This window comes from Dyadobacter sp. CY356 (assembly GCF_021440195.1).
Lineage (GTDB): Bacteria > Bacteroidota > Bacteroidia > Cytophagales > Spirosomataceae > Dyadobacter.
On the sequence record NZ_JAJTSZ010000001.1, the window covers coordinates 578,048 to 603,726 of the forward strand.

A 25,679-nucleotide genomic window follows, 5' to 3' on the forward strand; every position below is an offset into this window, starting at 1 on the left:
ACTTCTGAATGTAGCTGCGAAAAGCTGCAACGTGCTGAGCTGTGGGATCATTTATGCTGAAAGTTTTACGATTTTCTGTCAGGACCAGGACGTATCATCAGGTCCTGGCCATAATGATGTCGTTAATTCTTTTTTGTTGTCAGACCAAAGACAATGAAAAAACAGAAAGTTGGAAACCGACGCCATTGAAGTGGGTAAAACCTTCGAATTTTCCTGATCCGGTTTATAATTTGTCAAAAAATCCATTGACCATGGAAGGTGTCGCGTTAGGCAGAACATTGTTTTATGATCCGATTTTATCCAAAACAAATCAGATAAGCTGCGCAAGTTGTCATTTTCAAAAAGCGGCCTTTTCGCATCAGGGACAAAGTTTTAGTCCGGGAATTCATGGTCAGCTTAGTAAACGTAATTCACCGGCCATCCAGAATGTGGCCTGGAATCCTGTGTTTTTCTGGGATGGCGGCGTGCACGATCTGGATTTTGTACCATTTAATCCTGTTCAAAATCCGGTGGAAATGGGTGAAAGTATAAATAACGTGATAAGTAAAATCAAAAAGCTATCAGACAAAAATGCCGGAAATTATTCTGAAATGTTCAAAGCGGCTTTTGGAACCAATGAAATTAATTCGATAAGAATGATGAAGGCATTGTCGCAATTTATGATCACGATGATTTCGTCGAATTCGCCATACGACCAGTATGTTGCAGGCAAAGACAACGCGTTAAGTACAGAACAAAAGGAAGGATTGATGATTTTTAGAAAAAACTGCAATTCCTGCCATACCGGTGAGTTATTTACGAATTTTAGTTTCCGGAATAATGGATTGCCGCCAATGAAAATAAATGATACCGGAAGATTTGATGTAACAAGACTTGACAAGGATAAATACAAATTCAAAGTTCCTGGTTTGAGAAATATAGGCCTCACAGCGCCCTACATGCATGACGGCCGGTTTAAAACGCTGGAAGAGGTAATGGAGCACTATACCAGTAATGTGAAGAAATCCGAAACATTGGATCCGATTCTGATTAAGGAAAATGGCAAAATCGGAATTAATCTTTCAAAAGAGGAAAAGAGAAAAGTGATCGCATTTCTAAGAAGTCTGAATGATGAAAACTTTTTGCAAAATCCAACGCTTTCCGACCCAAAAGTGTCCGGGTTTTAACATAAAATTAATGCGCTGTAAAGCTCTGGTTTTATATTTTATTCGATTGTTTAGCCGTTCTGAATTGGATGACATTGTTGAAGTATTAAGCCGAAACATTTGTAGAAAAGGATAAATAAAACATTAATAACCCAAGGTGCAGCGCACCGGAATATTTGTAGCCAATATGAAAAAACTGATTTATTTTTCCGTCATTACGCTAATCTGCGCTATTTCAATTGTTGCCTGCAATGATGATTCAAAGGATGTTACTGATAATCCGGATCTGGTAGCGGGTAACGGGAAATTATCCTTGAAATTTGATAACGTTTCGGGAAATCAGGATTTGAAACTGGACAGCACCAAATACACAAACAGTTCCGGCGAAGATTTTACGGTTACAACATTAAATTACTTCATCTCAAACATTAAACTGGTCCGCGATGATGGTAAAACTTACACCATTCCACAGGATTCAAGTTATTTCCTTATTCGCGAATCGGATCCAAAATCCCGGATCGTCACTTTAAATCAAATACCGGAAGGAAATTATACCGGAATAGAGTATATCATTGGCGTCGATAGTTTGCGAAGCGTTTCGGGAATTGATAAACGCGTTGGCGCACTGGATCCGTCCGGCGATCCCGAAGATGGTGGCATGTATTGGGCTTGGAGTTCAGGGTATATATTTCTAAAACTGGAAGGCATATCGTCCAAAGCAGAATCGGCTAACAACAAATTTTACTATCACATTGGATTTTTTGGAGGATATGATTCCAAAACGGTAAATAATATCAAAACCGTAAAACTTGATTTTGCAGGAAACAAGGCAGTTGTGGCATCCGGAAATGTACCACAGATTCGTCTGGTAGGTGATGTGCAAAAAGTTTTTAACGGACCGGTTCCGATCAGCATAGCAAAAAATCCAAGCATCATGTTCGATTTTACGCTTTCGTCCAACGCGGCCAACAATTATAAATCCATGTTTAGTTTTGGAGAAATCACCCAATACAGATTCTTGTAATAGACTTATAATTCGAAATTGAAAATTGATCAAAAATATATGACGCGTTCATTCATTGCACTACAAAAATCAGGCGTACTTATCTGTACGTTGTTAATGTTGGTGCAGCTGAATATTTCCTGTTCTTCCAAATCAACCGATACACCGGCGGATCCTGTTCCGGAACCAACCGGCCCAACTGCATTACGTTGGGTGAAACCAGCTCATTTTCCGGATCCGGTTTATGATCTTGCTAAAAATCCGCTTACCGTGGAAGGTGCATTGTTAGGGAAGTTTTTGTTTTATGACGGTATTTTATCCCGGACCAATATCATCGGCTGTGGAACCTGCCATCAGCAGGCAACGGCGTTTACACATCATGGACATGATCTGAGCCATGGCGTTGATGATCGGTTAGGGACGCGAAATGCACCGGCTGTTCAGAATATGGCCTGGAATACCTCTTTTTTCTGGGATGGAAATGTGCATGTGCTGGATTCAGTTTCCCTTTTTCCTATCCAGAATAAAGTGGAAATGGACGAAACCATGGATAATATTCTGGTAAAACTCAGGGCAACACCCATTGCCGGGCAAACGGTACAGGTAGATTATCCGAAAATGTTCAAGGCTGCTTATGGAACTACGGAAATTACTTCTGAAAGGGTTAGGAAAGCACTGTCGCAATTTATGATGACGATGGTTTCAGCCAATTCGAAATATGATTATTACGTTTTGGGTGACGCAGCAGCCTTATCAGCAGATGAAAAAACAGGGTTGACCATTTTTAAACAGAAGTGTGCCTCTTGCCATAGCGGAGAATTATTTACGGATTACAGTTACCGGAACAATGGTTTGCCGCCGATTAAAATCGATGATCAGGGGCGTTACGGCATTACAAAAAACGAGAGCGACCGGTACAAATTTAAAGTGCCAAGTTTAAGGAATGTAGGCCTCACTGCGCCATACATGCATGACGGCCGTTTCACCACCCTGGATCAGGTGCTTACGCATTATACAGATAACATGCAGTCTATGGCTACGCTCGATGATGCATTTAAACTCCCAAACGGAAAAGTGGGCATAACCCTGACAGCCGCTGAAAAGCAAAGTATCATTCTCTTTTTGAAAACACTAAGTGATGATCAGTTTATAACCAATTCCCAACTTTCTGACCCAGGCATTGGTAATGCTTTCTAATTGATTTAAGATTTCATGCGTTCGTTTTTAGCATATTTATTGTTGTTTTCTGTCATGATGCCCACAATCAGTCCGTGGGGAACGATTGCGTATTTTCGTTTGAACAGGGAAAACATTGCCAGGACACTTTGTGAAAACCGAGAGCGCCCTCTGGCTATGTGTTACGGGAGATGTTATCTGGCCAAAGTCCTTAAACAACAGAAAGAACAGGAAGATAAAGAAACTGCACAAAGGCTTCAAAATCTGCCGCTTTATCAGCTTTTTACCCAGGCAGAGATACAGTTTGCGTTTATTTCCAAAGACTTTTTTCAAATAGTAAAAGCTTGTTTTTCATATCAGTTAGTCTGGTATACCGCACCCGGATCTTGCCTGCTCAGGCCACCGAAGTTTTCCTGATAATATTAAGATTATGAATTTACAGCATCTAATCATTTGTTAATGGTTAGATGAAATCCTGTATCTGTTAAACAAGTTATGTCCAATTTTAAAATTGATAATTTAAAAATGAAAAAATACCTGATCATCGCGCTTTCGATTACCTTTTTATATAGCTGCAATAAATCGAATGACACTACGGAAGGAGGCCATCATCACGAGACAAAAACGCCTTTAAATGAGCAGACGGAAGCTATGTTAGCCATCCATGACAGCATAATGCCACATATGGACAAGCTGATGGATTTGAAAAAACAGCTTAAAAATGATGTCAAAATCACGGATAGTCTTTTGGCTTTGAAATCGACCAATGCGCTGAAAATCCGGAAAGAGGAAGCATTGAAAATTACTTCTCAGCTTGACAGTACGGATAAGGCGATGATGAACTGGATGCATGAGTTCAAGTTTGACACTTTGGAGAAACTGGACAAAACCGAGGCGGCCTCTTACGTTGCAGATCAAAAGATGAAAATAGAAAGTGTTAGAGAACAGATGAATAAAAGTCTCTCAGACGCAAATCAGTTTATTGAAAAAACAAAGAAGAAATGAAAATATACCTAATGGGTTTTCTTGCCCTGATCGTGTTTGGCAGTTGTGAAACTAAAAAATTGCCCTACTATGGCGAACCGGACGTCATCAAAAAAGTTGTGGATGGTAAGGAAACTGAGCAGTCGGTGTACCCAACCATTCCCGATTTTTCATTTATTAACGAAGATAAGGAAGTGGTTACGGATAAGGATTTCAAAGGCAAAGTGTATGTGGCTGATTTCTTTTTTGTAACCTGCCCAACCATTTGTCCGGTGATGAAGAAAAATATGCTTACCGTGTATAAGGAATACAAGGACAATCGGAATGTGAAAATCTTGTCGCATACCATTGATCCGGAGCATGATACGCCGGAAATTCTCAAAAAATATGCGACTGATCTGGGTGTCACGGGCAAAATGTGGCAGTTTGTGACTGGCGACAAAGAGAAGATTTATGATATCGGTCAAAAACATTATATGGTAAGCGCCCTGGAAGATTCTTCACAGGCGGGCGGTTATATCCACAGTGGAGCATTTGTTTTGGTTGATAAAGACAGACACATCCGCGGAATGTATGACGGCACGACAAAAGACGGCACGGAAAAACTTATAAAAGATCTGGCTGTTTTGTTGAAAGAGTAAAAACAGTATTTAATATTTCAGGCAGATTCCGGAATTTTCATATTTCGGGATCTGCTTATTTTTTTCTGTTTTTTGTCCTGTAAAATGGATCAGTAAAATTTGGATATAAGTAGAAAAGTACAAAAAAATCAAAATGAACGGTGTATTTGTACGTTTTGCAGAACTATAACAAAACCGATGTTGTTGATTTTAAATGATAGCCGGAATCCGGTTTTTGAACTAATGGTAAAATATCTGGTATAGTTACTAAATTTGGCACTGCTTTTGTAGCGCTGTTGCCATTAATAATATTTTGTTAACACCGATTATTGAGAACATCATGTATGACATCTGTACAATAGGTCACATCACGCTGGATAAAGTTGTTACGACCAAGTCTGTTAAACACATGCCTGGCGGAACTTCGTTTTATTTTTCGAAAGCTATCCAGCAATTCGATATCAATTATGTGCTGATTACGGCATTGGCGCAAAGTGAAATGAATGTTGTGACCGGCCTGCGTACTGATGGTATAGAAATACATTCTTTACCAAGTGAGCATTCCGTTTATTTTGAAAATATTTATAGCGAAAACCAGGATTACAGAGAGCAAAATGTTTTGCAGAAAGCTGCCCCTTTTGACGTTTCCGTTATGCCTGCTATCGATGCAAAAATCTATCATTTAGGGCCTTTGCTATCTGATGATATCTCTGTTGATCTTATTAAGTCGTTGGCTTCCAAAGGTTTGGTTTCACTTGATATTCAGGGGTTTTTGAGATATGTTGAAAACAAAAAAGTATTTTATACAGACTGGGCGGATAAAGATGAAGCGTTACCCTATGTTTCCATTTTGAAAGCCAATGAACATGAAATGGAAGTGGTGACTGGCCGAAAAGATGTTCAGGACGGCGCGCGTGCGCTGGCAGATATGGGCGTTCAGGAAGTGATTATTACGCTTGGAAGCAAAGGATCACTGATTTTTAAAGATGGATTATTTCATGAGATACCCGCTTTCAAACCCTCTGCGATTGTAGATGCTACTGGTTGCGGAGACACATATATGGCGGGTTATCTGAGCAAAAAAATAAATGGTGGCAACATTGAGGAGTCTGGTGAATATGGAGCGGCAATGGCTACTTTGAAAATCAGTTCTTCCGGACCTTTTTCAGGAGATGCTTCATCAGTAGAAGAAGTACTCACCAACGGTATCGCCGAAAGATTTAACGTTTTGCAATTCGGGTTATAATTTCTGAAATTGGAATATTAATAAAAAGCCAGCGACGAGCTGGCTTTTTTATTGACTTAAAGAATATCATTTTTGCTGAAAAGCCGTTCGGCCATTTTCTTATCATGACCGTAAATATCGTTTCTGAAATTCAGGTTTCCATTTTGATCAACCCAGGTTGTGAAATAGCCGATAAATACCGGAATTTCATTTTTTCCGCGTAACCTCACATATTTTTCCTTACCCAGATTCATTGCAGCTGTAATTTTCTCTTCCGTCCAGGTACTGTCTTTCCTTAACAGAAATTCGGCCAGTTTTTTAGGTTCTGAAAGTCGTATACAGCCATGACTGAAAGCTCTGCTGGATTCTCCAAAAAGATTTTTGGAGGGCGTATCATGCAGGTAAATATTGTAACTATTTGGGAATAGAAATTTTACTAGTCCTAGTGAGTTTTTTGGCCCGGGTTTTTGTCTTACAGAGCCGCCGCTCCATTCCATATTATGTTTTGCCAGATAATTGGAATTCTTTTTGATGCCAGGAAGAATTTCCTTTTTCAAAATACTGGTCGGAACATTCCAGTAAGGACTAAAAACGATTTGATTTAGTGTTCCTGAGAAAATTACTGTATTATGCGCTTCCGAACCGACAACCACGTTCATATCAAAAAGTAATTTACCCTCTTCATAAACATGCAATTTGTATTCCGGGATGTTAACGAGCAGATAGTCCGTTGCAGGTTGTGCCGGGATCCATCTGATTCGCTCCATATTGATCAGTATTTGTTGAATGCGGTCCTGAATCGGGATATTAATTTCTCTGAAAAAGGCCGTACCTAATTGTCCATCCTGTTTCAGTCCGAAACGCATCTGAAAATGTTTGACAGCACTTACCAGAGCAGTATCCAAAACTGCCGAAGAATCAGCAACAGCCAGATCTCCGAATACAAATAAACGTCTTTTTATTTCAGGAATATCCTCATAGCTTTTTCCTTTCTTATATTTCTTTTCCGGTGCCGTTAATGTTTGCCACTGTTCATCCTTATTGATCTGGTAATAACTTAACAGTTTCTCTTTCATTAAGTTATACTGCCGGTTGACGGGCTCATAGGCAGCTACATTTTCCCCTTTATTTTTTAACAGCGAATCCAGAAAACCCTCCGTATTGATTTTTTTTCTGGGTATATACCAGTCAAGTTCCTGCGTATTGATCTGGTGATCTCCCGTGTAAGCACGACTGGAATATTTGAAAAATTGTTCGGTCAGTAATAGCTCTGTATTGACCACGAAAGTGTCTTTTGGGTTGACCGTTTTTAGTTGTTTTAAAGAATCAACTCTTGAAACCAGTCCTGGATTGTAAATGGAGCTGTCGCTGGAATAATGGATATAATCATTTTGCATACCCAAAAAGGTAGTCGCAAAATCGGCAAGTCCGTCATGAAAAAACCAGGCAAACTGATAGTTTCTATGATTGTAAAAGCTTTGTATTTGTGATGAGATACTATCGTTTTGTGAAGATCTCAAAAATCTGGTCAACTCGGTACTGTCAACGAATAATTCAGTAAAGGAATTTTTTACCGTTATGGTCGTGTCGCGCACGGCGACAGCAGGCACTTTTTTCTCAGTTTTTGAACATGAAGAAAACAGGATACCTGCCAGTAAAAAGGAGCAAAGATATCCAAAAGCGTGTGTTTTTAGGTTTTTAGCAATCATTTATCTGATAGAATTATTTTGTTATTAAAAGCCTCGAAAATCATTTTTTCACCATTACTCAAACTTACATTTTTGACAGCACCCGTGCCCTGAAATGTGTAAGATATACCGACAATTTTTATTTCCCGCTTCGGTATCGGATATTCAGCGGCAAGGGTATCATTGACGAAATATTGAATTTTATTTCCACTATTCTTGCAGGATATATGATTCCAAACGGTGAAATCTACACCAAAAGCGGATAAATCGGCTTTTTTCCCTGATATATAATTGTCGATACTCAACATATTTAATTCAGAAACACATCCTTTGGCAGAAAGTGAAATCACAATTGGAATATCATCCGTTAGCAAAGTTATGGCCGCCAGCTGACAAGCCGCAGCACCTTCCCGGTACTCATTCTTTACTTCGGTACTAAAAGAAAAGTTTTTCACCGAAACCGGATCAAAGTTTCCAACATTGAAATAATGAATGTAGGTCGGGTCTGGCTGCATGGAAATGTTTTTTTCTGAAATAACAGAAACAGGCAGCCGCATAACATCTGGTCTGAGAAATTCAGAATCTTTAAGATAAACAGGAACTGGTTTTTTTACATCAATTGTTCCAAGCCATCCTTTTGTCGGAATTAGTAATTTATGCTCTTTGACAATCTTTTCCCCTACAATCAGTTTGGCAATATAGAAGCCTGGTTCGTAATAAATGGAGGTATATTTATCAAGTTTTTTATCAACCAGCGTCCGTTTTCTACTGTCCCAGGATTGTTGGATAAAAACAGAATCAGTCGGAGAATCAGCAGCGTTATAAGTAAAAATGACAGAATTCGGAATCTCGCGTGTGATAGGCTGACTACTAAAAGTATAAGTTGCATTTTTTGGCTGTCTGATTTTTTGAAATGCCAGAATACCGATCAATCCAATAATCAGAACCACTCCTGAAATCCAGGCAATTTTTTTAGAAGGTATACTGATTTTGTATTTTTTCTCCTGCGATATTGGCTGAGGATTTTCATTCAAAACTTTATTATGTTTAACAAAACCTCGCCAATCCTGAAAGCCCGCAAACCTGGCCAGCGTATTTAAAGTCGTCACACTGGGCAAATGATTATACTCAACACGTCCCCAAATTCTGCGAAGCGTACTTACGCTCAGTGAAACGCCCGTTTCATCAAGAATCAGCTGATTAAGATTTTCGAAATCTGTGCTTTGCCAATTTTCGCTTGTTCCCCAATCAAGCTTATGCTCAATGATCTTCTTACATCTCAGTAATTCACTTACATCGGATAACATTGATAATCAGTATGGTATAACTTGAAAAAACTTGATCTCGGTTTGAACAGCTTAAAAATGTAAGTTCACTTACGTTTGTGCTGCAAGCTTGCGCTTCCTGTTGAACCTCTTTTTTATCAATTAACAAATATTTTAAGTATGAACAAAGTAACTTTTTTGGCAGCCATTCTGCTGCTTTTGTTTATTCAGAATGTGCATGCGCAAACGATCTATGTTGATCCGGCGAACGGTAATGATTCAGCCAGCGGGACAGTGCAGGGGCCTTTGGCAAGTATTCAAAAAGCCTTGTCTTTGGCAGGAAGTTTTACTGGAAAAGAAACTGTTCATATTAAGTTATTGCCGGGATTATATCTTCTGAAAGATAAGGTTATTGTAGAAACAAAACGTAGTGAACCTTCCTGGCTTATCGTCGAAGCCGCAGTTATGCCAGATGATGCTGATTGGGAACCGACGAAAATGCCCGTCGTCCAATCAATTTCTGCCAATAATTCCCTAACGCAATTTCCGCATAGCACCGGATTTTTAATCGCTTCAAATAATGCTGCACTCAAAGGGCTGAAATTTATCGGCAATGCGAATCCGGAAGTAAAATATTATTATCCGGTCAACAGGGAAAATGAAAATCTGAAAGGACTGGATATTTCTCAATGTTATTTCATTGGAGAACGAAATTCGGAACCAATTCAGGGAAGTATTTGGGCGCAGGGAGCCGGAATACATGTGGATCACTGTATTTTTTATAATTGTAAAAATGCGCTGCTTTTATTCAAATCCATCAGTGATTTTTCGTTTACCCATTCAATTATTTATGGAGCTTATGAGGCTGCGGTATGGTTTGGGCCGTTTGATTCTGATTTTATTTTCAAAAACAATATCATTTCAAATTGCACCTATTTCTGGCTGAGGGCTGAAAATACATTTCCAAAATACACTTTCAGTAATTCCCTGATTACCGGCAATAATGCATTTATGGGCTATTATGCCAAAAATGGCTCTGTTCCTGCCGAAAGAAATGAGCATACAGAAAATCAGATTCAGAAATCCGGCCAGTTGATTTTAAGTGAAGTGAAAACAAACGGTTTGCCAAAAGATTATTTGAATCCGACAAAAGAATCTGCCGGCAGTGCGTTAGGTGCCGGAATTTTTATCAATCCCAAAAACTAATCTTTAAGATTTATTCCCTTCAAATCATTCATAAAATCCAAATCGCATAGTCATGAAAAATTTATTTATAATCATTTTCAGCATTTTGTCTCTGGCTGTTTCTGCGCAGAAAAAAGAAAAGAAGAAGATATCAGAATCCGGTCATGCAAATCATAGCATTCCGTTAATTGCCGGGAATTGGGAGTTTCAAAGCGGAAAAGTACAGTTTGATACTTATGATTCCAGGCCTGCAATGAAAATTTTAGCCAATGCAGGAACGGTGGTTTTAAATGATAACAGTTTTGTAAATGGTACGATAGAATATGATTTTATTCCGGTTGACCCAATGTTTGCCTCGCTCTATTTTCACTGCCAGGACAAAATGGAAAACGAATGTTTCTATTTTAGAACAGATGCCCATGAGGACTCAACGGCAATGGACCTCGTTCAGTACGCTCCACATGTTTCAGGTGTTAATCTTTGGGATTTACTCGGGCAATATCAGGGAAATGGTTATTTAAAAAAAACAGCTTGGAATCATGTTAAAGTTGTTGTTTCCGGGATGCAGATGCGTGCTTATCTGAATGATATGCAACGGCCGGTTTTAGAAATTCCGAGACTCGAAGGTAATACGTCAAAGGGGCTAATTGCATTTGATGGAGAATCGATCATTTCAAATCTGGTTATAAAAACAAACGAAACCGAAGGTTTACCTGCCGTATCCGGCGTGGATCTGACGGCGCATGATCCAAGATATTTGCGAAACTGGCAAGTCAGTGAACCATTTGAAACCCCGGCAAACATAGATTTCGGCGCTGATTTCATTCCGAAAGAAGATCAGAAATGGGAAACCATAACAGCCGAAAGAATGGGGTTGATCAATCTGACCCGGAAATTTGGAGGTAATGAAAAACGAAGGATGGTTTGGTTGAAGCTGAATATTGATTCAAAATCAACTCAAAAGAAAATAATGGATCTAGGTTTTAGTGATGAAGTTTGGGTTATGTTAAATGGCCGTTTTCTTTACACAGATAAAAATTCGTACGGAAGGCCAATGATGAAATTTCCTTTTGGACGATGTTCAATTGAAAATACCAGATTTTCAATCCCGTTAAAAGCGGGTAAAAATGAAATACTTATGGCCGTTGCCAACGATTTTTTTGGTTGGGGTATTGTCGCAAGGCTGGAAGATATGAAAGGAATAACCATAGAAAATAGATAACGGAGATTCCGGTACGAGCCATTTTTTGTCGTTATATGATCAAAAGATAAAATCTTTAATCATATAACGACTTCTTCGTTGAGGCAGATTAATTATATACCGGTTTAACAAGACGTTCTGGTATAATTATTTGTTATAACATCAGGTTCGATAAAACAAAAATATGGGATTGTACGATAGTAAGATTGTAGTGGTTACGGGTGCGGGGAAGGGTATTGGGAAAAATATCGCCACAGCCTATGCCAAAGAAGGTGCAAGATTGGCTTTGTTTGACAGAGATGCAGAGAATTTGTTAAAAACAGAAAAGCTGATCCGCGAACTGGGGGGAGAAGTTTTTAGGCAGATTGTGGATCTGACCTTACCGGGTGACATTGTTAATGCGATGGTTAAGGTCAAAGAAATTTATGGGGAGATCAATATTTTAATAAATAATGCGGGACTGGGGCGAAGCAAATCACCATACGAACTGGATCTCGACGACTGGGATTATGTTCTTAATACGAATCTCCGTGGCACTTTCTTATGCAGTCGTGAAGCAGCCAAGGTAATGCGTGGAAATGGGGGCGGTTCTATCATTAATCTTGCATCCACACGGGCACTTATGTCCGAGCCTGATACGGAAGCTTATGCGGCATCCAAAGGTGGCATCCTGGCACTTACACATGCAATGGCAATTTCGCTAGGGAAAGATAAAATTATGGTCAATGCGATCAGTCCGGGATGGATAGAAACCGGCGATTATTCAGCTTTGAAAGTATCAGATCACGAACAGCATCCGGCGGGCAGAGTTGGTAAGCCGGAAGACATTTCCCGAGCCTGTTTATTTTTAACAAATCCTGAAAATAATTTTATAACAGGAGCCAATTTTGTGATAGATGGGGGTATGACAAGGAAAATGATCTACGAAGAATAGATTTTCAGTTCAGTTATCCACATTGGTTGACGTATATAGTTTGTGGAAATAAAATTTAGAGAAGTGCCATGAGGAGCTGGAAACGGCATAATTTGTCTTTAAAAGAAAAACACGCAGGTTTCAAAATGAACCCGCGTGTCAAATTACACTTCATCAACAAACTAAAAACCAAATAAAACTACTACGAAAATATTCGCTTGTCAAGTTTTTTTTGCTGTAGGAGGGGGATTCGAACCACCCACGGTGCGGTTAGCCGCGATACAAAATACTGTTGGTGGTCCACCCCAGTCGACTCTCGTCGGCATTATACCGTGTTTATCCCTGATTCACCACCCCCGAGACAGGAGGGCATGGCTGCCAATTTCATCACCCTACAATGTGATATTTTGTGTATTCCAAATCTTTCAAATAAATTGTCAGTACCGGAACCACACTGCAAAAGTACGCGGTAAAATTTTAAATATAAAATATTTGCATAAAAAAATCGAAAAATTTACGATATTTTTATAAATTGCTTAAATAACTTGCGAATCCTTCAATAAAAAACCCTTAAATGCAAAAATATTCAGATATAGACAGTACTGATTTGAGAATTCTTTCACTACTGATTGAGAATGCTGCACTTCCCTATACGGAGATTGGAAAACGGGTATTTGTGTCCGGTGGTACAGTTCATGTGCGAATGAAGAAAATGGAACAGCTTGGTATTGTGAAAGGTTCACAGCTACTGATAGACCCTACAAAACTAGGCTGGGATATCAGTGCTTTTCTGGGTGTTTATCTGGATAAAAGTTCTTTATATGAGCAGGTTGCATCGGAATTGGAACGTATTCCGGAAGTGGTTAATATACATTATACCACAGGGATTTACAGCATTTTTGTGAAAATCGTATGCCGGGATACCGGGCATTTAAGAGAGATCCTGCACGATAAAATTCAAAAAGTAAACGGTATTCAAAGAACTGAAACCTTTATTTCTCTGGAAGAGCGCATCAACCGGTCTATACCACTTACGGATGAATAGACGTTAAAATTGAAAAATTTCAAAAATTCATCTAAATAATAATTTTACTATTGTATATATAAAAAACTTATATATATTTGTTAGGTAAAAACAACATTATGGATACGAACACAACAAGTAACGAATACGTACGCGGTACACTGAAAACCATCGTTTTGAATTTGCTGGCGGAGCAAAAACGTATGTACGGTTATGAAATTACCCAGGAGGTTAAGGAAAGGACAGGAGGGGCGATTGCACTTACTTTTGGCGCGCTGTATCCGGTTCTGCACAAATTGGAACAGGACGGTTTTTTAGTAACTGAATCGGTTGAAGTTGATGGAAGGCTGAGGAAATACTATTCGCTTACAACGCCGGGAAGTGAAGCGGCACGTACCAAAACGGATGATCTTGAACGCTTTGTGGATGCGATCCGTTTATTACTAGCGCCTAAAAGTTTGGCGACAGAATAATTTTATCCATTGGTTAATTGTTTTCCCAGGACCTGTAATACCCTAAATTTCTTTACAGATGAAACGCCTTCAAAATAATAAGATAGAATTGCTTAGCAATTATTTAAAGAAAAATGGCCTGAATCCGGAATTGTTTCCTGAGATACTGGATCATTTGGCGTGTGAAGCAGAAGAAAGACTTTGGGACGGGGATTCGTTTGAGCAGGCTTTCAGCAACATTGTTGAAACCGCTGATCCGGAAACGCTCCATATATTGAGTGTTGAACATAATCATCTATTAGCCATGGAAAAAACTTTGAATGACATCGTATTTGAGGGACGAAACAAATCCTATGGTGCATATCAGCTCCGAAAAGGGTACAACAGCACCATGCAACGTTCAGTATTGCTTGGCGTGACATTCTTTTTGCTCATTATGCTTTTGCCAAATTTGTATGCCCGGCTGGTTCCTGACCCGGAAAAGAACGACATTGGTTTTGAAGTAAAGCTCACCCCGGTGGATATCAAAATGGAATCGACACCACCTCCGCCAGTGCCCGTGGAAAAACCAAAAGCAGAACCTCAGCCAAGCACCAGAAAGTTTACTTCTTACGATGTTTTGCCTGACAATATGGTGGAGCTGGAAGCCACGCCGCCAACGGTTGAAGACTTCCAGAATTCGTTGCCGGGACATGAAACTGTGGAGGGGAATTCGGATTTGATGGATATTGTACCGCCGGCAGCAGAAGCTCCGGCAGGAAAAGGTAAGGCAGTGGAAGCAGAAAGTCCAAAAGAGGAAACATTTATGGTGGTGGAACAGGCACCAGCGTATATTGGAGGAAATGCCGCCATGGCTGAATTCCTAAGAAAAAATCTGAAATATCCGGAGCAAGCTTCAAGAGCTAATATCCAGGGACGTGTGTTTATCTCTTTCATCGTAGGTTCTGACGGCAGAATTGAAGATGTGAAAACGTTGAAAGGAATCGGTTTTGGTTGTGATGAAGAAGCTGAACGTGTGATCAAGCTTATGCCAAAATGGAAAGCAGGACGCCAGTCCGGAACTCCGGTTCGGGTACGTTTTAACCTTCCGGTAGTTTTTCAAATGGAATAAATTCGGAATTTTAATTCAATATTAAGACTGATCCCCGCTTGATGCGGGGATTTTTTTATTATTTTTGTAGTTAAATAAGTATTCGAATCAGACCTGATTTTTTATCCTTTGTTCCTCTAAAATATTTTTATTACCTATGCCGAGATTCAGTAAGTAATGTATGCCATTGTTGATATAGAGACGACCGGAGGAGGTGGCAATTCCCGCATAACTGAGATAGCTGTTTTTCGTCATAATGGAGTGGAAGTGGTGGACTTTTTTCATTCTCTCGTTAATCCTGAAATATTTATCCCACCTTTCATCACCCGTCTGACTGGGATTGACAACCTGATGGTTCAGGATGCCCCGACTTTTTCAGAAGTGCAGGATTCTGTTCGTGCTTTGACAAAAGATGCATGGTTTGTTGCACATAATGCCAAGTTTGATTACGGATTTTTAAAGAAAGAATTTGGTGCATTGGATGAATATTTTCAGCGCGACCTGCTTTGTACCGTACAGCTTAGCCGAAAAATTTTTCCGGGATTGAAGTCTTACAGTCTTGGTAATTTGTGCGAAAGTTTGAAGATACTTATCGAAAACCGTCACCGGGCGCAAGGTGATGCGGCAGCGACAGTCAAACTTTTTGAAATGCTTCTTGAAAATGACTTACAAAAGCTGATTCCGGTGAATATGGTGTGATTTTGTGTAAATAAACGCACAGATTAGTGTGGAATGATTTTTATAATAATGGGTAAATATAAATTAACCTAAATTATTATACGCATGAAAGCTTACATAAACATCCTCATCGTCTTTTTTCTGGTAATTGGTTTAACAAGTTGTGAAGTTATCGGAGGCGTATTTAAAGGCGGTATGTGGACCGGCGCAATTCTTGTAATCGCCGTTATCGGTTTGGTTATCTGGTTATTTACAAAATTACTGGGCGGAAATAAGGGATAAATAAATAATCAATATAGATGAGGAGGAGACTTATTGTAAAAAATAAGCCTCCTTTTTTTTAAAAGGCTCAAAGCCAAGATCTTATTGTGACAAAGATTTTATATTATGCAAAAATGGTATAAAACTTTGGTTATCCCGATTCTCTCACACATCTTTGCACTCCGAACGGGGGATTAGCTCAGTTGGCTAGAGTGCTTGCATGGCATGCAAGAGGTCATGGGTTCGAATCCCATATTCTCCACGTTATTATCAGTCACTTACGGATATTTGTAAGTGACTTTTTTTTAAGTTGTTGGCGACTATTAGAAGATCAGAACCGCCAATTTGGATTAGGAATGAAATATGCTATCATTGTAATCATTCAAATTGATTTCTTATGTCAGACAGCAAAAATGAGATTTCCGACTTATGTGTTGGTTGCGGAATGTGCTGTGACGGTACTCTATTTAATAAAGCAGTCGTTTGGAGTGAGGATGAAAGGAAAATGGCTGATGATTTGGGGCTGTTCACCTTTGAAATAAAAGAAAAGTTATTTTTTAAGTTGCCGTGCTCACAATTTTCGTCTTGTTGTAATATATATGAGCAACGACCCTCCACTTGCTCTGTCTTTTTTTGTCATCCCATTAAAAGATATCAACTTGGGGAACAAACGTTTATGGAAGTTGAGCAACAAATTCTTTTACTTCGTGAACATCGCGACAAGCTTTTGAAAGTGGCATCCAATTTTCCCGAATTAAGCCATTTGAACTTCAGAGACCTTAAAAATATGCTTGAAGAGTCTGCTGATGACGATGAAAAGATAGGCACTTACCGGATGCTATTTCTTGTCTTTTTCATTTTTGACGATATAGAAACGAAATATTTTAAAAGAGGAAAAGAAGTATTATAATTCAGTTACTCATAAACTGTAATTCAATAAAGACATCTGTATATACGTAAGTTTAGTTTAATTATAACTCACAAATATCCCACCAACTCCCCGACATCAACCTTCAGCATCTGAGCCTTAAAAAGATCAGACTTGAATTTGAATATAAAATTCCGGAGTGACATACCTGTACGGTTCATGATGCAGAGGTTTAAAATCTCCTCTGAGGTATCAAATTTTAATAATAAACTGGGTATTCTGATTGTCTTTTTTTGTAGTAATTCGCTTTTGATATATTCAACGATTGAGTCGGTAAGCTCGATTTCATTGTGCTTTTCTGCCAGTTGGGTTTTGTAATTGTTTCTTGCCAAAACAGTCACAATCATTTCGATACTGCCCCTGATCATTTTAAGATGAGAAGCAGGTTGTTGACCGAGTTCAAATAGGATTTGAACGATCAGATAGGTAATTGTTTTTCCTTCCCGTTCATTTGGAATTGGTCTTCCCTGCGTCAAAACAAAACTGTTACACAGGTTTTCTGCTTGTTTGTAAGTATCCGCAAAATCCGGACTGAACAGTTTTTTCTTTTGAAAATCCTCCTCCAGATAGGTGTCAAAAGCAATTACAAATATTTCTGTTTCTTTGTCTTCCTGGAAAACAGGCTGTTGTCCCGGTTTTAAAAAAATAATTCCTTTTGGAAAATAGCAATATATTTCGCCGTCCAGGATAAATTTACCGTGTCCCGACAAAATGAATATTATCCTGTAATGTTCCAGTTGTTCTCTGCAGGATTCCCAAATCCGCGTTTTACTCTGAAGCAGATGAAATCTTTTATGGGCTTTAAATTGAATAGCTGGCATCGGGTTGACGATCTGTTTCAGCCAAGTTTGTAAATTAACATATGGCTTAAAAATAGAAATTTCTGAAAGCCGTTTTTCTATGCTTGAAACCCGATTTTTCCTTGCAGAATAACCAGTCTGATTATTTTCCTAGCCAGATTTTGAACTCTGTGATGCGGTCCGTACTTACGAATATTTCTTTGGAATAGGCCGGATCCAGATCCAGCTTTATTTTTCCTGCCGAAATCATATGTATGTTTTCAATCGAGTTGAAACAGATCAGCATGTTCCGGTTTATCCGGAAGAATATTGCCGGATCAATGATTTGTGATAACCGGTCGAGGCTATATTCAACCGCAAAATGACGGCCGTCAAATAACCGTAAAAAGGTTGCCCTCTGCTCTATTACAAAATATGCAATTTCGGTTGTTTTGAAAGTGTAAAAACGCGAACCGGCCGAGCATAAAAACCTGTCCTTATAAGTTTGAACTTCCGGGTCATTGTCAATATTCTTCCTTTTATTTTCAGACACTTCCGACAATTTTTTGAATTTCGACAGCGATGCCTGTAACTCCAATGGATTAACAGGCTTTAAAAGATAATCAATGCTATTGGTCTTAAAAGCTTTGAGCATATATTCGTCAAAAGCGGTGGTGAAAATAATGGGAGTCATTAAATTCAGTGTTTCAATAATTTTGAAACCGTCACCATCTTCAAGATGGATATCCAGAAAAATAAGGTCCGGTTTTACGGATGCTTCGTTTTCAAGATAAGCAATGGTTTGTAAAACAGAGGGAAATATACCCAGCAAGTGAATGGACGGATCAATGGTCAGAATTAGCTTATGCAAGCGTTCGGCACTTAATTCCTCATCTTCAACGATTAGTATTTTCATACGATCAAAGGAATTTTTACAACAAAATGCTCCATCGTTTTTTCAATAATCACCTGTTTGTTCAAAAGAAGGTTATATCGGTTGATGATGTTTTTCAGGCCCAATTGTGTAGTCGGTTCGCTCAGTTTTCTTATTTGCAGAGGATTACTGACAACGAGCATTTCTTCTTCAATATAAATCAAAACATGAAGTGGATTGGTTAACGACATCGTATTATGCTTGATCGCGTTTTCAATTAAAAGCTGTAACGTAAGCGGGATCAGCGAATAAGTTTCCATATCCTGATCAGATAAATTCGATTCGATAACCACCTTTTCTTTAAACCGTGTTCTCAACAAAAAAGTATAGGTTTCCAGAAAATTCATTTCATCTTTCAGACTAATCTGTCGCAATTCCGACTGCTGCAAAATGTAACGATAAGCCGTAGATAGGTTGTTAATAAATTCACCTGACATATCTGGTTGAGATTCTACAAGCGAAGCCAGGACACTTAAATTATTAAAAAGAAAGTGTGGGCTGATCTGATTTTTCAGAGCCAGAAACCGGGCATTGATATTTTCCTTTTCAAGATTTTGTGAATCCAGGAGCACTTTTTGTAAATTCTCCTGCACCTGATTACTGACACATAAATAATAAGCCGAAATTAAAGCCAGTATTGTCAGTGCCTGATTGCCCTTATACCGGTTGCCCAATGCAGCAACATGTTTTGGATCGTGCGAAAATGTCATAGGTATATGGTCCCAGAAACTTTCCATAAATCCCCAGGTGAAAATAAGCACCCAGTTGAAAGTAATCGCCAGCAGAACAGCAGGTACCAGGGTTATGAGTTGATTGGAAAGTTGAAACTCGGAAGATTTATCAGTGCCCGTAAATCGTGCAAGTTTTTTTAATCCCCAGTCAATGATAAAGATCCAGCTGGTGAAAAAAATGGTACTAACCAGAATTTCAATCAGGAAAAGTGGCAGCTTTGTAAGAATGGTATACCAGACATTGTGCTGAACATTGATGAATGTTCTGAGCGGAATGTAAACAATGGCCAGGGCAAAACCCAGTAACCATTTTTTGTCAAAAACTGTACGCCACATATTAATCTGAAAGTCGGATCAATATAAAACAAAAGAAATGAAGTGAATAATTTTTTTGATATTACAGCTTCAAAATTACCAGTATAGCTTTATAAAATCATGAGTATAATTAAAGATCTGATTTTTATCAGAAGGTAAACCGATGGAATATTATTTTAAAACAATAGAATCATTAGTCGGGAAATTGACACTGGTAGCCAGTGAACATGGCCTTTCTGCGGTTTTATGGGAAAAAGACAATATTGAAAGGACCGGAATTGGTTTTGGTTTGGAAGCTATCCATCATCCGATACTTATAGAAACTGAAAAGCAGCTCAATGAATATTTTGCCAGAGAACGGAAAATATTTTCGATCAAACTTGATTTTATAGGCACAGCATTTCAGAAGCAGGTCTGGGAAGCCTTGCTGACCATTCCGTTTGGCGAGACACGAACTTATGGGCAGATTGCAAGACAGATTGGTAATCCCGATGCCGTGCGCGCGGTTGGCGGAGCAGCAAATAAAAATCCGATTCCCATCATCGCTCCCTGCCACAGGGTCATCGGCGCGACAGGAAAACTGGTTGGATTTGGAGGAGGAATTGCCAACAAAACAATTCTTTTAGACATTGAAAAAACTTTCAGGCAAACTTCAATATGGGAATAGAAAGGCCGGATAATGATTCGACGTTTGAAACATTTTCATCAGACAATTTTCATGCGATTTGTGATAAACTTGGGGATATGGATAGTGATCTGGCAGCGATCATCAGGGAGCACGGGTATCCGCCGATGTGGACAAGGCCAAATACTTACGAAACCTTGGTACATATCATTCTGGAACAGCAGGTTTCTCTCGCTTCGGCCCTTGCAGCTTTGAAAAAGTTGCAGGAAAAAACGCTTGAATTAACCCCGGAAAATATTCTTAAACTAAGCGACGAAGCTTTAAAATCATGTTATGTAAGTCGCCAGAAAACAATTTATTTAAGAAATCTCGCTTTGGCTCTGGCTGAAAAAAGACTGGATCTGGACGTTTTGGAAAGTTTGCCCAGTGATGCAGTGCGGAGCCAGCTAACTGCGCTGAAAGGAATCGGTAACTGGACAACTGATATTTATCTAATGTTTGTTTTACAACGAGCAGACATCTTTCCGATTGGTGATCTGGCGGCTGTAAATGCTTTAAAAAGAGTGAAAAAACTGCCGAAAGAAACGCCTCGTGAAAATCTGCCGGATATTGCTGTTACATGGAAACCATATCGTACTGTGGCCACTATGATTTTATGGCATCATTATCTATCATCTCCTTTCAGAAGTTGAGAAGGCTATATTTAAGTGATTTTGATCCGAAATCTATTTTTTATGAGGTTTGTAAGGAGGTCGTTTTTCATAACCAACATTGCTGGTATCGTCCTTTTTTAAATCATCCTGTTCCTCGAAATAATTTACGACATACATCAGCGGAATTGTAATTCTGTCGGCCGCGTTCGAAAGTTGAATCACCGCACGATCAATGGATTCTTTATCATAACCGATAAAATTACCCCGCACAAATTCGCCTGGCATGATTGCATAGGTTATTTGCTTGTTGATGAATTTTTCCGCTCTCCGTTGCAGGCCGGTAAGTTGTAGTTCAGACATGATTTTGAATTTGTTCCGTGGGTTATTATGTTTTTAGAAAACAAATTGAAAAACGGAACGGTTTAAAACCTGTTGCAAAGATCATAAAAAATAATCACCGGTTTTCCAGCCAGTTCAGAAAGCTGCTGACTTTCTCTTTGCCGATCAATAATTTTTCAGGAGTCGGGACGGTTAGTTTGACAAAAAGTTTGCGGGAAAAGTAATGTTCAACCTGTTTCACAGCATCAAAATTAATAAGATATTGTCTGTTTAACCTGTAAAACTGAGAAGTCGGGACAATACTCTGAACTTCTTCCAAAGGTTGAGCAATTGCATATTCGTGCTGATCAAATGTAACGATACAGGTTGATTCATTGTGAATATAAAAAAACGCAATACTTTCTGTTTTAACTGTCAGATATTTGTTTTTGTTGAAGACCAGGAAACTCTTTTTTCCATCCGGTTCTCCCAGTTTTTTTAGCAGCAGTTCCAGATCCGGAACCAGCGGTTTTTCAGCAGAAAAATAGGATCTCAGCTTGCTAAGTTTGTCCAGTGCGGATTCAATATGCTCTTTTTTAAATGGTTTAAGCAGATAATCAATACCATTAGCTTTAAAAGCTTCAATAGCATAATTGTCGTAAGCTGTGCAAAAAATGACAGGTGGCACCACTTTTACTAATTCGAAGATCTGGAAACACAACCCGTCTGATAGCTGGATATCCATAAAAATAAGATCCGGCTGCGGATTTTCGGACAGGTATAAAACCGCTTTTTCAACACTTTGAATGGTGGCAACGATCCTGGCTTCGGGCCGTATGGAAGTGATAATCTGTGCCAGTGATCTGGCCGTTTTTATCTCATCTTCAATGATTAATATATTCATAAATTAAGGGAAGTTTGACCCTAAAAAATTCGGTAGTCGTCTCTATATCAATTTTTTTATCCAAAAGATGCAGGTAACGCTGGTTAATGTTATCAAGACCCAATGAGGTTGAACGTCCCGGATTTTTCTTCAATTGCATTTTATTTTCCACCACCAGCTTTCCATCCTGCGAGTACAGCACAATATCCAACGGATAATCCAGTGAGACGACATTATGTTTGATACAATTTTCAACCAGTAACTGCAATGTGAAGGGCGGAATCCAGGTGTTATAATGGCTGGCTTCAATCTTATATTCGATGCTGATACCTTCTTCAAATCTGGCTTTGAGAAGAAACATATAGGCGTCCAGTATTTCAATTTCTTCGCTTAAAGGAATCACATCCATTTTTCTGTTTTCCAGCGTAAACCGATAAAAATCAGAGAGTTTTAAAATAAAATCCACACTATTCTTGTCTTGAAGTTCCACCATGGATTTTAGTGTATTCAGGCTGTTGAACAAGAAATGCGGATTGATCTGCTGTTTAAGCAATTCATATTGCGCGCCCAGATTATCCGCTTTGGTCCGTTCCAGTTCTAAAATTACCTGCTGATTTTGATATGTTTGATAAAGCAGGTTTAAGAGCATATGAAAAGTCAGGTTGATCAGAATCCCCCGGACTTCCAGCATCAGCATCACCGGGCCAAACTCGGGGGAAGGTATCAGTAACTGCCAGGCAGAAACCAATAAAAACATAATCACACAACCAATGATGATACTACGGGCCAGTAACGGATAGGAAAGACCGGTTGCGGCATTGAATTTTGAAAATTTTGGAAGTGAGTAGATATTGAAATACCAGACATATAATGTGAACAAAGCGGTTACCAGCCCGTCAGCAAGTGTTGCGGGGATTTTAAAATGTTGTTCCGCAATCTTAGGTACCATCACCAATATGCCCAGTGAAAGTGAACTAAGCCAAATGATAACGGCAGAAACCTTGAAAGTTTTTTTCTTCATGAAACGGGTTTTATAAACTTAGGGGAAAACGGCGGCTTTCTGGTCAAAGATAAAATTTATACGTGCCTGTTTATCTGCTCCAACTTTTTTCATAACATCGCTGCCATTATTTTTTGCTTCGTATACTACCCGTGTTCCATTTTCGTCGGCCAGTACTTTTACGGTTTCGGTATACTTTACGGCTCCGTTTATGTTTCCCCCAAACCAGTAAGGATTTGGTTTAAGTTCAGAAGTTATCAAGGTGAAAACTTCTCCGGCATTGTGGCTTTTGTTTTCATTACGTGCCGCTTTCAGCACTAAATCATTACCGTATAGCGTTGATGTAGTGCCGTTTTTTTTATTGAATACCGAGGTAATCGGATGCATATCAGGATTTTCCAAAATATACTCAGGCGCCAATATTGGTTTTGGGGAATTGTTGCATGCCGAAAAGATCAGGCAAGATATGACAAATGACAGGGTCGTGATTTTCATTGGAATATTGTTTTAAATAGTAAGTTTTAAATCGGGTTGATTAGCGGCCAGAATTTCTCCGGTATTCTTATTCTGTATAAAACCGATAACTTCCCATGATTTTGCATCGAAACCCGCAGGAAGTAAAATTTCTGCACGACCGCTTCCTGCCGAATTGATTGCCTCACTTTTGATCTGGCGGACAATCTGTACATGAGACAGAATCCGTCCTGCATTTTCACCACGTTTTACAGTCGTCTGTGCCAGTTTTTGTATTAAAGCCAGTTGCAGGTCACTATTAGCTCCGGCTCCTTTGGCCAAATATTGTAAAATGATTTTGTTCTGATTTAAAGTCGCTTCCAAAGAGAGGCTGGCGGCAACGGATTTGTTTAAGCTCGTTGAAATTGCGTCATTTAAAGTAGCTTCCTGTGAACCGATAAACTCACGTTTCCCGTTCACGACGATCTGAGGTGTGTAGACCGATTCCGTTTTTAGCCAGCTTGCATATTGGTATTGTCTTTTGGTAAAATCATGATCGCTAAAAACATCCTTCCAGCCCTGGTGATTCCAGTAATCAACGTGAAAAGCAAGTATGTAAACCGGTTTTCCTGCACTTTCGTTTTCCAGTTTTGCAACCAGATCCTCAGCCGGCGGACAACTTGAACAGCCTTGCGATGTGAAAAGCTCAACCACAGCAAAGCCTTTGGTATTGGAAGGATCAGTGCTGACTGCTTTTATTTCAGATTTATTTTTGAATTGAATAAAGGAAGAGAATATAATGGCTGCAATGGCAAGGCCTGTGGCAACGAAGAATTTTACCGGCGTTTTCATAATCTTTAATCTTAATGTTTGAATGATTAATTTTTAGTAGGAATATCAAATACGAACCCATTTTCGGGAACCAGACGATGGCAATTGATGCAGGAAGTTGCGAAGGAAACGGTTTTCCCATACGGTTCCAGATTCAGTCCGCCAAACCGGGCAAATCCCCAGCCTTCGGTATCCTTAAATTTCTTATCGTCCCTTATCATGATCTGCACATTATTGAAATTTCCAGGGCTGACATTTCCATCTTTGTCTTCGTGCTGGCTGTTCCAAACCACTTTCACAATAATGGCTCCATTAGGCCATGGTTTGATTTTGTCTTCTTTTATTGCTTTCACAGCAATGTCGTTTCCATAGATCATCCGCATTGTCCCGTTATCGAACCGACTGGTGGAACTGATCATCTTCCAGTTTTTATAATCGTCAAAGTACTTGATACCATTAACGGATTCAGGGAAATTATGTGATTTTAAAGGGTCACTTTCCGTGCGTGTTTCCGGCTTTTTGATTTTAGCAGTATCTCCGGTTTCATGGTTTTTTGCTGAAAGTTTGATCACATAGTTTTTCAAAATTGTCAGCTCTTCATTTGATACCTTCGCGCCAGTATGAATGGCTGTGTAAGCGGGCAGCGGCATTTTCTTTGCATCAATCATATTGACCATATACCACAATTTTACTTCCTGATCCGCTTTTGGAATACTATCCCATTCGGAGAAGTTAAATCGCTTTCTGGCTTCATTCACATCCGCAGCAACGAGGTGGGAAAACGGAGCGATTTTGTCATACCACAAAAGATTGGTTTCATTGGAATGACAATCATAACACGACCGTTTGAAGATATTCTTCACTTCTTCCGGACCTTTGAAATCTCCGGTTACCGGCCCTTCTGATATTTCAGGACTTGTTGCCTGAAGGCCGATAAAACCGGCAAACAGAATGCCAAGCAAAACAACTGCCTTTCTTTTATAACTGTTTTGTTTTGAGATGTTCATGTCTTTTTATTTTTTCTCCGAAGGTAAAATTTAGCATATAAATGGGGAATTTAAAAACGGCTCAAATAGGCCAATAAGCGGTTGAAGTGGACAGGTTGATACCCGGGATTTTGAAACAGTATAGATGCTGATTTCAATTTTATGAAAGGATATCCCGGGCAATCTATGTATCCTTAAAATGCCATTTATCTACGTTGTCTTACTCAGCTGTTACAATGACCAGCTCAATTTCAACTTAGTCCAATCCGGCTATTTTCTGATTTCCAAAAGAGAGGAGCGAAGCTAATTTTGACATAATAATTAAAACCTAAA

Annotated in this window: 29 protein-coding genes and 1 tRNA gene; 19 read left to right on the forward strand and 11 right to left on the reverse strand. The window is 39.2% G+C overall.

What is annotated here, in order from left to right; all coding sequences use genetic code 11:
* Positions 1-53: 53 nt before the first annotated feature.
* The 7 genes from LXL81_RS02455 (at position 54) to LXL81_RS02485 (ending at position 6,174) form a co-directional block, all read left to right on the forward strand.
* Positions 54-1,166, forward strand: a complete 1,113-nt coding sequence (locus LXL81_RS02455; RefSeq protein WP_234645117.1) for a cytochrome-c peroxidase — start codon at positions 54-56, stop codon at positions 1,164-1,166.
* 166 nt (positions 1,167-1,332) lie between these two features.
* Entirely contained in the window at positions 1,333-2,169 is an 837-nt protein-coding gene (locus tag LXL81_RS02460) for an MbnP family protein (RefSeq protein WP_234645118.1), read from the forward strand.
* Positions 2,170-2,208: 39 nt separating this feature from the next.
* Positions 2,209-3,345: a cytochrome-c peroxidase gene (locus tag LXL81_RS02465; protein WP_234645119.1), complete on the forward strand. Its 1,137-nt coding sequence runs from the start codon at positions 2,209-2,211 to the stop codon at positions 3,343-3,345.
* A gap of 15 nt (positions 3,346-3,360) precedes the next feature.
* Complete coding sequence (locus LXL81_RS02470; RefSeq protein WP_234645120.1) at positions 3,361-3,741, forward strand: hypothetical protein; 381 nt, start codon at positions 3,361-3,363, stop codon at positions 3,739-3,741.
* A 108-nt stretch (positions 3,742-3,849) separates the two neighbouring features.
* On the forward strand, positions 3,850-4,329 hold the full coding sequence (locus tag LXL81_RS02475; RefSeq protein WP_234645121.1) for a hypothetical protein: 480 nt from the start codon (positions 3,850-3,852) through the stop codon (positions 4,327-4,329).
* Positions 4,326-4,949 (forward strand): SCO family protein, encoded by a 624-nt coding sequence (locus tag LXL81_RS02480; protein ID WP_234645122.1) that lies wholly within the window; start codon positions 4,326-4,328, stop codon positions 4,947-4,949. The genes LXL81_RS02475 and LXL81_RS02480 overlap by 4 nt, the downstream gene beginning before the upstream one ends.
* Positions 4,950-5,268: 319 nt before the next feature.
* Positions 5,269-6,174 carry a PfkB family carbohydrate kinase gene (locus tag LXL81_RS02485; RefSeq protein WP_234645123.1) on the forward strand — a complete coding sequence of 302 codons (906 nt, stop codon included), beginning with the start codon at positions 5,269-5,271 and terminating at the stop codon, positions 6,172-6,174.
* 56 nt (positions 6,175-6,230) lie between these two features.
* Here the strand turns inward: LXL81_RS02485 and LXL81_RS02490 are convergent, their stop codons facing one another.
* Positions 6,231-7,862: a murein L,D-transpeptidase gene (locus tag LXL81_RS02490; RefSeq protein WP_234645124.1), complete on the reverse strand. Its 1,632-nt coding sequence runs from the start codon at positions 7,860-7,862 to the stop codon at positions 6,231-6,233.
* Positions 7,859-9,148 (reverse strand): hypothetical protein, encoded by a 1,290-nt coding sequence (locus LXL81_RS02495; RefSeq protein WP_234645125.1) that lies wholly within the window; start codon positions 9,146-9,148, stop codon positions 7,859-7,861. The genes LXL81_RS02490 and LXL81_RS02495 overlap by 4 nt, the downstream gene beginning before the upstream one ends.
* 138 nt (positions 9,149-9,286) lie before the next feature.
* Between LXL81_RS02495 and LXL81_RS02500 the strand changes: the two genes are divergently transcribed.
* The 10 genes from LXL81_RS02500 to LXL81_RS02545 all read left to right on the forward strand — a co-directional run bounded on the left by LXL81_RS02500 (position 9,287) and on the right by LXL81_RS02545 (position 16,820).
* Positions 9,287-10,312, forward strand: coding sequence for a right-handed parallel beta-helix repeat-containing protein (locus tag LXL81_RS02500; protein WP_234645126.1), 1,026 nt, complete (start codon positions 9,287-9,289; stop codon positions 10,310-10,312).
* A 52-nt stretch (positions 10,313-10,364) separates the two neighbouring features.
* Positions 10,365-11,513 (forward strand): hypothetical protein, encoded by a 1,149-nt coding sequence (locus LXL81_RS02505; protein ID WP_234645127.1) that lies wholly within the window; start codon positions 10,365-10,367, stop codon positions 11,511-11,513.
* A 163-nt stretch (positions 11,514-11,676) separates the two neighbouring features.
* The gene (locus LXL81_RS02510; protein WP_234645128.1) at positions 11,677-12,426 is read left to right on the forward strand and encodes an SDR family NAD(P)-dependent oxidoreductase; all 750 of its coding nucleotides are present in this window, start codon (positions 11,677-11,679) and stop codon (positions 12,424-12,426) included.
* A gap of 553 nt (positions 12,427-12,979) precedes the next feature.
* Positions 12,980-13,450, forward strand: coding sequence for an Lrp/AsnC ligand binding domain-containing protein (locus LXL81_RS02515; RefSeq protein WP_159466717.1), 471 nt, complete (start codon positions 12,980-12,982; stop codon positions 13,448-13,450).
* A gap of 98 nt (positions 13,451-13,548) precedes the next feature.
* Positions 13,549-13,902: a PadR family transcriptional regulator gene (locus LXL81_RS02520; RefSeq protein ID WP_234645129.1), complete on the forward strand. Its 354-nt coding sequence runs from the start codon at positions 13,549-13,551 to the stop codon at positions 13,900-13,902.
* Positions 13,903-13,960: 58 nt separating this feature from the next.
* Positions 13,961-14,992 (forward strand): energy transducer TonB, encoded by a 1,032-nt coding sequence (locus LXL81_RS02525; RefSeq protein WP_234645130.1) that lies wholly within the window; start codon positions 13,961-13,963, stop codon positions 14,990-14,992.
* A 156-nt stretch (positions 14,993-15,148) separates the two neighbouring features.
* On the forward strand, positions 15,149-15,670 hold the full coding sequence (locus tag LXL81_RS02530; protein ID WP_234645131.1) for a PolC-type DNA polymerase III: 522 nt from the start codon (positions 15,149-15,151) through the stop codon (positions 15,668-15,670).
* An 84-nt stretch (positions 15,671-15,754) separates the two neighbouring features.
* The gene (locus LXL81_RS02535) at positions 15,755-15,931 is read left to right on the forward strand and encodes a hypothetical protein (RefSeq protein ID WP_234645132.1); all 177 of its coding nucleotides are present in this window, start codon (positions 15,755-15,757) and stop codon (positions 15,929-15,931) included.
* Between the two features lie 167 nt (positions 15,932-16,098).
* Positions 16,099-16,172, forward strand: a tRNA-Ala gene (locus LXL81_RS02540).
* A gap of 135 nt (positions 16,173-16,307) precedes the next feature.
* The gene (locus tag LXL81_RS02545; RefSeq protein ID WP_234645133.1) at positions 16,308-16,820 is read left to right on the forward strand and encodes a YkgJ family cysteine cluster protein; all 513 of its coding nucleotides are present in this window, start codon (positions 16,308-16,310) and stop codon (positions 16,818-16,820) included.
* 68 nt (positions 16,821-16,888) lie between these two features.
* Here LXL81_RS02545 and LXL81_RS02550 read toward each other — a convergent pair whose 3' ends face one another.
* The 3 genes from LXL81_RS02550 to LXL81_RS02560 all read right to left on the reverse strand — a co-directional run bounded on the left by LXL81_RS02550 (position 16,889) and on the right by LXL81_RS02560 (position 19,618).
* Positions 16,889-17,659 (reverse strand): hypothetical protein, encoded by a 771-nt coding sequence (locus LXL81_RS02550; RefSeq protein WP_234645134.1) that lies wholly within the window; start codon positions 17,657-17,659, stop codon positions 16,889-16,891.
* 121 nt (positions 17,660-17,780) lie between these two features.
* Positions 17,781-18,533, reverse strand: coding sequence for a LytTR family DNA-binding domain-containing protein (locus LXL81_RS02555; RefSeq protein WP_234645135.1), 753 nt, complete (start codon positions 18,531-18,533; stop codon positions 17,781-17,783).
* Positions 18,530-19,618: a sensor histidine kinase gene (locus tag LXL81_RS02560; RefSeq protein ID WP_234645136.1), complete on the reverse strand. Its 1,089-nt coding sequence runs from the start codon at positions 19,616-19,618 to the stop codon at positions 18,530-18,532. The genes LXL81_RS02555 and LXL81_RS02560 overlap by 4 nt, the downstream gene beginning before the upstream one ends.
* Positions 19,619-19,760: 142 nt before the next feature.
* On the opposite strand from LXL81_RS02560, the gene LXL81_RS02565 reads away from it, so the two are divergent.
* Both LXL81_RS02565 and LXL81_RS02570 read left to right on the forward strand, forming a co-directional pair.
* Positions 19,761-20,264 carry a methylated-DNA--[protein]-cysteine S-methyltransferase gene (locus LXL81_RS02565; protein WP_234645137.1) on the forward strand — a complete coding sequence of 168 codons (504 nt, stop codon included), beginning with the start codon at positions 19,761-19,763 and terminating at the stop codon, positions 20,262-20,264.
* Positions 20,255-20,914: a DNA-3-methyladenine glycosylase gene (locus tag LXL81_RS02570; protein WP_234645138.1), complete on the forward strand. Its 660-nt coding sequence runs from the start codon at positions 20,255-20,257 to the stop codon at positions 20,912-20,914. The genes LXL81_RS02565 and LXL81_RS02570 overlap by 10 nt, the downstream gene beginning before the upstream one ends.
* Positions 20,915-20,947: 33 nt before the next feature.
* On the opposite strand, the gene LXL81_RS02575 is transcribed toward LXL81_RS02570, so the two are convergent.
* The 6 genes from LXL81_RS02575 to LXL81_RS02600 all read right to left on the reverse strand — a co-directional run bounded on the left by LXL81_RS02575 (position 20,948) and on the right by LXL81_RS02600 (position 25,367).
* Positions 20,948-21,235 (reverse strand): hypothetical protein, encoded by a 288-nt coding sequence (locus LXL81_RS02575; RefSeq protein ID WP_234645139.1) that lies wholly within the window; start codon positions 21,233-21,235, stop codon positions 20,948-20,950.
* 94 nt (positions 21,236-21,329) lie between these two features.
* Positions 21,330-22,097: a LytTR family DNA-binding domain-containing protein gene (locus LXL81_RS02580; RefSeq protein WP_234645140.1), complete on the reverse strand. Its 768-nt coding sequence runs from the start codon at positions 22,095-22,097 to the stop codon at positions 21,330-21,332.
* Positions 22,078-23,097 (reverse strand): sensor histidine kinase, encoded by a 1,020-nt coding sequence (locus LXL81_RS02585; protein WP_234645141.1) that lies wholly within the window; start codon positions 23,095-23,097, stop codon positions 22,078-22,080. The genes LXL81_RS02580 and LXL81_RS02585 overlap by 20 nt, the downstream gene beginning before the upstream one ends.
* Positions 23,098-23,115: 18 nt before the next feature.
* Positions 23,116-23,571 (reverse strand): hypothetical protein, encoded by a 456-nt coding sequence (locus LXL81_RS02590; protein ID WP_234645142.1) that lies wholly within the window; start codon positions 23,569-23,571, stop codon positions 23,116-23,118.
* 12 nt (positions 23,572-23,583) lie between these two features.
* Complete coding sequence (locus LXL81_RS02595; protein ID WP_234645143.1) at positions 23,584-24,381, reverse strand: thioredoxin family protein; 798 nt, start codon at positions 24,379-24,381, stop codon at positions 23,584-23,586.
* 26 nt (positions 24,382-24,407) lie between these two features.
* Complete coding sequence (locus tag LXL81_RS02600; RefSeq protein ID WP_234645144.1) at positions 24,408-25,367, reverse strand: heme-binding domain-containing protein; 960 nt, start codon at positions 25,365-25,367, stop codon at positions 24,408-24,410.
* Positions 25,368-25,679 lie beyond the last annotated feature (312 nt).